At 45.5% G+C, this 7,804-nt stretch carries 5 protein-coding genes, 1 tRNA gene and 1 pseudogene; 1 reads left to right on the top strand and 6 read right to left on the bottom strand.

The features are described 5' to 3' along the window. From ACJMLT_RS07620 to ACJMLT_RS07600, 5 genes and pseudogenes are all read right to left on the bottom strand, one after another. A pseudogene (locus ACJMLT_RS07620) lies at positions 1-1,136 on the bottom strand (hypothetical protein); the annotation flags it as partial. A 118-nt stretch (positions 1,137-1,254) separates the two neighbouring features. Next, positions 1,255-2,640: a S1C family serine protease gene (locus tag ACJMLT_RS07615; RefSeq protein ID WP_405728937.1), complete on the bottom strand. Its 1,386-nt coding sequence runs from the start codon at positions 2,638-2,640 to the stop codon at positions 1,255-1,257. A 196-nt stretch (positions 2,641-2,836) separates the two neighbouring features. Beyond that, positions 2,837-2,920, bottom strand: a tRNA-Leu gene (locus ACJMLT_RS07610). Positions 2,921-3,086: 166 nt separating this feature from the next. Continuing rightward, complete coding sequence (locus tag ACJMLT_RS07605; protein ID WP_405728934.1) at positions 3,087-3,602, bottom strand: peptidylprolyl isomerase; 516 nt, start codon at positions 3,600-3,602, stop codon at positions 3,087-3,089. A 69-nt stretch (positions 3,603-3,671) separates the two neighbouring features. Next, on the bottom strand, positions 3,672-4,496 hold the full coding sequence (locus ACJMLT_RS07600; protein ID WP_405728931.1) for a metallophosphoesterase: 825 nt from the start codon (positions 4,494-4,496) through the stop codon (positions 3,672-3,674). 140 nt (positions 4,497-4,636) lie between these two features. Here ACJMLT_RS07600 and ACJMLT_RS07595 point away from each other — a divergent pair, with 140 nt between their 5' ends. Then, positions 4,637-5,872 (top strand): DNA polymerase Y family protein, encoded by a 1,236-nt coding sequence (locus tag ACJMLT_RS07595; RefSeq protein WP_405728928.1) that lies wholly within the window; start codon positions 4,637-4,639, stop codon positions 5,870-5,872. 21 nt (positions 5,873-5,893) lie between these two features. On the opposite strand, the gene ACJMLT_RS07590 is transcribed toward ACJMLT_RS07595, so the two are convergent. Beyond that, a complete protein-coding gene (locus ACJMLT_RS07590) occupies positions 5,894-7,798 on the bottom strand; it encodes a putative bifunctional diguanylate cyclase/phosphodiesterase (protein WP_405728925.1) in 1,905 nt (634 codons plus the stop codon). Positions 7,799-7,804 lie beyond the last annotated feature (6 nt).

Below are 7,804 nucleotides of genomic sequence, written 5' to 3'. Positions count from 1 at the left end.
GGTTCTGTGCCCATCCAACGACCAACATAAATAAGCACTTCGTCACCTGGCACACCAGATCTTTCTATCCAAAGTGTACCATCTGTACGGAATACTGTTTCTTGTAAATTCGGGTAGCATTTCCATTCTGTTGCTGTTGTTTTTCTGGGGATATATCCTTTTGTATTATTTGTATGTTTTGTCTCACCAATTGTACCATCAGCATAGACATAAACCCGATTGCCTTCACCATCAGCCCATACCCATGTGGTACCATCTTTCTCAACAGCATAAATAGGAATGCTTTCTGCCCATACCCGTTCAATATCTTCCAGGATCTTCATGGGCTTTTCGTTTCTGGTGGGAAGCCCTGTCCAGCCTTCCTTCAAACCACCTACATAAAGGATATTACCATAACTGTCATACTGGCCGCCATTACCCAGCAGGCCTCCTCCATTGTTCCCCCAGCTCCAAAGGTCACCATCTTCTGTCAGAACAAAAAAGGCATTACTATAAACGTTGATGCTTTCACCATCAGAAAATGGAAGTGTTTTTTCCAGTTTTGTCGTGCCGCCCCAGAAATACCATACTTCATTTCCCTTCAGATAATAATTATCAGCACAGACATTGGCAACGCCTGTGTTCAGAACTTTCGTCGAATATTCCGCTGCACTCAGGACCCTATCGCTGTGATTCATGATATCAGGTTCAATATCATATAATGTACCGTCTTTTTTCAGCACACCAAAATGGTAGATCCCATTTTCAACGACCTTTTCCACATTATCCATCAGTTTCAGAGGGCCCATGATCTTCTTTTCATAATCAGAATAATAATATGTCCAGAGGGTACCGTCTTTTTTCAGCACCATCACATTATTGTTTCCTTCTGCAACCATTTTCACACCGGTCATCAGACATCTGGTCTGACTGCTGTCCAATTGACGATGAAGCGTTACATTATCCTTTTTCAGATAGTAAAACCACAGTTCATCATGATCATTGACGACAGAAACACCCCCGCCAGAATCCCATACATAGGAATATGCAACACTACCTTCTTCAGGCATGGGTGTCGCAGCCTGTACGGGCTGTACTGCCAACGCAGAAAAAGCCAGCATGCCACTCAATGCAAAAGCCAAAAATTGTTTCTTCATAATTATCCCCTCTATTCCATTATTCAGAGCCCTAATTTGTATTTATTATAGTACAATATCCATTGTATTGTCAATTTAAGCAAAAAACCATCGGTCATACCGATGGTTTCTATCTTTATCAACTATTTTTATCTTCAATCTGAATTTTCAGTTCCACACCCGTATTTCCATCACGGATGACATACATATCCACTGTACTGCCGATCTTTGCTGCATTCACTTTTTCCGCCAGAGAATCCATATCCATCACCGTTTTTCCATCAAACTGAGTGATCACATCCCCTACCTGCAGACCTGCTTTTTCCGCAGGGCCGCCTTTTGTAATTTCCAGAACCAATGCGCCTACGGGCAGTTTATACTGCGGTGCAGTTTCTTCTGTGATATTGGTGCCCATAATGCCGATATAAGGCTTGGGCTGCGTGCCTGTCTTCAGCAGTTCTTCCACGATGGGTTTGATGTAATTGCTGGGGATCGCATAACCCATCCCTTCTACCATGGCAGAATTATATTTTGCGGTATTGATCCCGATCACTTCCCCGCTGGCATTTACCAATGCGCCGCCGCTGTTCCCGCTGTTGATGGCTGCGCTGGTCTGCAGTACGCCCAGATTGTTGCCGTCCACATTGATGGTCTGTTCCTTCATGCTGATGATCCCATCTGTAGCAGAAAGCCCCATACCCATGGCATTACCAATGGCAATGACTTCACTGCCCACTTCCAGTGCATCGGAATCACCGAATACGGCTGTTGTCACCTGTTTGATTCCTGCATCGTTCAGATCTTTCCAGCTGACTGTCAGCACTGCCAGATCAGATTCACTTCTGGTGCCGATCACTTTGGCAGGTACGCTGATATCTCCTTCAAAAGTAACATAGATCGTATTCGCATTTTCAACCACATGGTAATTGGTCGCAATGGCTACCTTGCTGTCATCGGAATAAAAAATCACACCGCTGCCTGCGCCTTCAGATTCGAAGGGAACGCTGAATGCACCCCAGTAGCTGGTCATACCGGAAATTTTAGTAGATACACTTACCACGGAAGGTTTCACAGCCTTAATGATCTCTGTAAAAGAATAGATTTCTCCATCGGATGTTTTTGGTGTTCCCACAGGTGTGCCACTGACTGCATTTCTGCCTGTCATCAGGTGATCCACCAGGGAATAGCCCGCGCCGATGCTGCCGCCGCCGGCAATCCCGACAATGAGACAGCCCGCAACGAATCTTGCCCATCCTTTTTTCTTTTTCGGAGATTTTTTTACCTGCTCCTCATAGTGATATTCTCTGACAGAAGGCTGAGGATCTTTTTCAGGGATTTCTTCCTGCGCGGAGGCCTCGGCCCCTTCGGGAGAAACTTCTTCTGTATCAGCATCATTTTCCGCCTTCATCTCTTCTTCCGCAAAGGCTTCTGCTGTTTCGGAAATGATCTCTTTCATTTCTTCTGTCTGTTCTTCTTTATGTTCAACATCCTTTTTTCTTGGAGTTACATCTTCAAAATCCAACATAGGCTTTCCTCCTGATCATCAGAATCTTTTCGATAAATCTGATTTATTTTTCGTATGGTGTCATTATACATCAGTAATTTGAACAAAATGTGAATGACCTATGAATAATTTCTGTTTTTTCTGAAAAGAAAATAAGCGTTTTCTGAAATTTTTTCATAAAAAAAGGGGATCCTGTTTCCAAGATCCCCTTTTGCAGTGCGCCTGGTGGGACTCGAACCCACACGCTGTCACCAGCGTCAGATTTTGAGTCTGATGCGTCTGCCAGTTCCGCCACAAGCGCATATCAACTGCTTGAATATACTATCATAAAACCCAATGGAATGCAAGAGAAATTTTTTTACATAAAACGAACATAACGAAAAGGAAAATCTTCCTCCCTGCAATTTCCTTTCTCATGGAAACAGCCGACGGTTTCTGCTCCGTCGGCTGTATTTTCTCAATTTATATTACATTTTCTGAGGTTCGGGATATTCCACACCAAAAGTATCAACGGTTACTTTTACCATGATCTGATCTTCCACAGGTCTGTCCTGTCTGTTTGTTTTTGTTGCAGCGATCTGATTTACCACATCCATGCCTTCTGTCACTTTGCCGAATGCCGCATACTGGCCATCCAGATGAGGACTTGTTTCGTGCATGATGAAGAACTGGGAACCTGCACTGTGAGGGTGCATGGAACGAGCCATAGACAGTACACCGGGTGTATGTTTCAGGTCATTTTTGAAGCCTGCCCAGCTGAATTCACCTGCGATATGGTAGCCGGGGCCGCCCATGCCTGTGCCTTCGGGACAACCGCCCTGAATCATAAAGCCACGGATCACGCGGTGGAAAATTTTGCCGTCATAGAAACCTTTTTTCACCAGAGAGATGAAGTTGTTTACTGTGTTGGGTGCAATTTCAGGATACAGTTCGGCTTTGATGATACCGCCGTTGTTCAGTTCAAATGTTACGATGGGATTCATTGGGAATCCTCCTTTCTTCGTTAATATTCAGTAGTTTATTTTAACATAAAAATATTTTTCCGTACAGCCTTATTTCGCAGTCAGGGTCACTTCGATCAATTCCGGTCTGTTGAAAATACGGAAAGGGAAGCTGCTGTTGCCCAAGCCGCGGCTGACCACCATCACCGTGCCATCCTTTTCGTGCATCCCCTCTGTATATTTCGGGAAGAAGCCCTGATGGGGCGCAAAGATCCCCTGTCGCAGGAAGGGAATGATGATCTGACCGCCATGGGCATGACCCGTAAAGGCAAGGTCAATGTTTTCCTTTACATAGGTTTCAAACAGTTCCGGTCGGTGGGAAAGCAGGATATTAAAGCTATCCTCCTGCCCTGCCATCAGCGTATGCAGCATTTTATCATAGTACTGATTCACGCTTTTATCTGCCAGCCCAAGGATGGTGATCGTTTCCCCGTCTTTTTCAATAATGGATTTTCCGTTTTCCAGCACTGTTACGCCGGATGCTACCAGCCGTTCCAACAACACTTCCCATTCGCCACTCTGGTGTTCGTGGTTGCCGGAAACAAAATACACAGGCGCAATTTCCACGATGGCATCGATCAATTCCATGGCACTGTCTACGTCTGTTCTGTTTTCATGCCTGTCCAGCAGATCCCCCGTCATCATGATCACATCAGGTTCAGCTGCTCTGATCTTCTTCAGCAGTGGTTTCTGCTCCCTGCCAAAAACCTTATTCTGAAGATCTGCCACCTGAAGAATCTTATACCCTTCAAAAGCAGGAGGAATATCCCCCTGATAGGTCATTTTTGTCAGCATCAGGCCGTTATCCTGCCAATAAAGGAACGCCCCGAAAAGCAGTCCTGCGCAGATACAGCCGATAGTTCTTTTATATTTCATGAAGCACGCTTCCTTTCATTCTTTTTCTTCATTATAAAAGAGAACGATCTTTCTTTCAATGTGGGATTGATTAGAAATCTTTTTTCTGCTAAAATAAGACCAGAACACTTATTCGCATTTTCAGAAAGAGATGAGAAAATATGAGCCGTATCATTTTTCATATCGATGTAAACAGTGCTTTTCTGAGCTGGACAGCCGCAGACCGCCTGAAAAAAGGCGACGAAACCGATCTGCGCACCATTCCCTCCATCGTCGGCGGAGACAGCGAAAGCCGCCACGGGATCGTTCTGGCCAAATCCACTCCCGCCAAAAAATATGGCATCACCACAGGGGAACCCATCGCCATGGCATTACGCAAGTGTCCTTCTCTGGTCTGCGTTCCGCCGGATTTCCCTCTGTATTCCCAGAATTCCAAACAGATGTTTGAACTGCTCAGTGATTATTCTGACCGCATTGAAAAGTTCTCCATCGATGAAGGCTTTCTGGAATATACCGGCATGGAAAAACTTCTGGGGCCGCCGCTGGAAACGGCAGAAAAGATCCGCCGGCGGATCAAAGAAGAACTGGGATTCACCGTCAATATCGGTGTCAGCTGTAACAAGATCCTGGCAAAAATGGCAGGCGAACTGGAAAAGCCCGACAAGCTCATCACCCTCTTTCCGGAAGAAATCGAAGAAAAACTCTGGCCTCTGCCTGTTGAAGAATTATTCATGGTTGGCCGCCGTACCGCTCCCCGCCTGCATCAGATGGGGATCCATACTATCGGTGATCTGGCAAACTTCCCCCTTCCTCTGCTGGAAAAGGAATTCAAAAGCTACGGAAGGATGATGCATGCCTATGCCAACGGCATCGATGACAGCCCTGTCATTCCCGAAGCAGAAGCAGAAGAGATCAAATCCATTGGCAATTCCACCACCACTTCCTTTGATGTCACCGACAGAGAAACCGCCTGTAAGATCCTGCTTGCCCTTTCGGAAACAGTTTCCATGCGCCTGCGGGGGCATAAATGCTGTGCACTGGAAATTGCCGTCACCTTCAAATCCGCCGATTTCAAGGTCTATTCCCATCAGAAACAGCTGATGAACGCTATCGACTGCACCAATGCCGTCTATGAAACCGCCAAGGAGATCTTTGACGAGGCATGGAAAAAAGAGCCTTTGCGGCTGCTGGGCGTTCGTGCAGGCAAACTCTGCACGGAGGAATGTGTCCAGCTTTCCATTCTGGAAGAAGACTGGAGCAAACAGAAAAAGGCCGATGCCGCCATGGATGCCCTTCGGCTGAAATACGGGAAAAATACTGTCCGCCGTTCTACCTTTGCCGACCACGAAAAGGGATTCGAAGGAAAACTGAAAATCAAAGATCAGGTCATAAAATAAAAAAGAGCCTTTCGGCTCTTTTTATTTTTGGAATAATCTGACGATTTCTTTTTCCGGCATCGGTCTGTGGTAATAGAACCCCTGCAAACGGTCTGCACCTAAAATACGAAGCGTATTTGCCTGTTCTTCTGTTTCGATCCCTTCGGCCACCACGCTGTATCCCGCTTTGCGCAGCATTGCAACCAGATTTTCCAGCACAAGCAGTTTTCGCTTCGATTCAAAGGCACCCTGTACCAGTGTCAGATCCAGCTTGATGGTTTCGATCGGCAGAGAAAGAACCCCTGCAAAATTGGAATATCCCATCCCAAAATCATCCAGATAGAACTGGATCCCTTTTTCCGTCAGCTGTCGCAGGGTATCCTTTGTGCGCTGCGGGTTTTCAGAGATCATTCGTTCTGTGATCTCGATACGGAGACGATCCGGAGACAATGCATATTTCTGCAGACAGGCTTCCACCTGATCCGCAAAACCTTTACTCATAAATTGCTGCATAGACATATTTACAGAAACGGTGCGCATTTCCAAGTCAGGGTGGCCGCTCATAAAGGCGCAGACTTTATCTAGTACGATCCATCCAATCTGATCGATGATCCCCACTTCCTCTGCCACCGGAATAAATTCTGCCGGAGAGATCAATGTACCGTCCTCATCACGCAGACGAAGCAGTGCCTCCATGGAATAGAACGCGTTTTCTTTCCAGCTGTAAATCGGCTGGAAATACATCTCAAAAGCATCCTCTTTCATGGCTCGTTTCATACGGCGGATCAGATATTTTCTCCGTTCCAGATTTTCCCGCACCCTTTCGTCAAAATGAAGGATACAGGATTCCGTTTTTTCTTTTGCAATCACTTGCGCAAACTGCATCTGCTCGATCAACTGGGCTGCACTCTGCGTACCCTGCTCACAGATGATATCGCAGATACCGACACGAAGCGCATATTCCACATCCTGTACCTGCCATTTATTCTGAAATCTGCAATATATTTCCTCACAGCAATGAACAGCGTACTCCTTGGATACAAAAGGCAACAGCACCACAAATTCCACGCCGCCTACACGGTAAACCATCCCCTCCTGAAAGGTCGCTTCGAGATAACGGGCAAGCTGATAGAGAAATTCATCCCCTGTCCTATGGCCAAATTTTCGGTTTACCGCAGTAAAATCCTTTAAATTTACAGTAATAAACTGGAACGGTACCCCTTTACAGATCTTTCCGTTGATATCTGCAATACATGCGGATCTGTTCTTCAGTTCTGTTACAGAATCCTGCTCCATGCGGCTGGACTGGCTGATAATAAACAGGATCAGATTTGCCATTGCACTGATGATCCCATTCATCATGATATCTCTGTTGACCAGCTGAATGCAGATCAGAACAGAAATTGCAATGGGCAGCATTTCGATCAGCCTTGTCAAGGACGCACTGATATATCTTCTGTTTCTAAAATAGCAGACTACCAGCAAACAGAGCTCAATCCCTACCCCCACATAGCCTACCGCATTCAGAGAGCCTCTGGTATAGATCCCGTTTTCCACTGTAAACAGACAGTTTGTTCGGAAATTGGCGATCGTCAGAATCACTACGATCAGCAGAAACGTACTGATAATACTATAGGCGATCCTGCTGCATTTTCTCTGGGGCACATGTTCAAACATAAGGAAGAACAGGAAGAATGCCAGCATGGAAGCGTTGCCCATGATCATCGGATAATACAGCGCATTCAGGAAAAAGCTCATTTCGTCAGATACTTTCCCCAGTGTCAAGACTGACAAAATATTTACCAGAATAGAAAATAAAGACAGTCCAAGACACGCCAGAAAGCATTTCTTTTTAAAATTCAGGTGCATATTCTTTTCACAATAAAAGAACAGCAGCACACAATTCAAAATCAGCGCAACATATTCTATTTTTAATGAAAAATCCATAAAAAC

The sequence above is a fragment of the Anaerotignum sp. genome (assembly GCF_045122575.1).
Taxonomy (GTDB): Bacteria; Bacillota; Clostridia; order Lachnospirales; family Anaerotignaceae; genus Anaerotignum_A.
Note: the sequence above shows the minus strand (reverse complement) of the source record. Positions and strands in the feature narration are given on the sequence as shown.

Bases quoted from the DNA above. Each gene is read 5' to 3' on its own strand.
- ACJMLT_RS07590 (WP_405728925.1), bottom strand. From the start codon at position 7,798: ATGGATTTTTCATTAAAAATAGAATATGTTGCGCTGATTTTGAATTGT.
- ACJMLT_RS07600 (WP_405728931.1), bottom strand. From the start codon at position 4,496: ATGAAATATAAAAGAACTATCGGCTGTATCTGCGCAGGACTGCTTTTC.
- ACJMLT_RS07595 (WP_405728928.1), top strand. From the start codon at position 4,637: ATGAGCCGTATCATTTTTCATATCGATGTAAACAGTGCTTTTCTGAGC.
- ACJMLT_RS07615 (WP_405728937.1), bottom strand. From the start codon at position 2,640: ATGTTGGATTTTGAAGATGTAACTCCAAGAAAAAAGGATGTTGAACAT.
- ACJMLT_RS07605 (WP_405728934.1), bottom strand. From the start codon at position 3,602: ATGAATCCCATCGTAACATTTGAACTGAACAACGGCGGTATCATCAAA.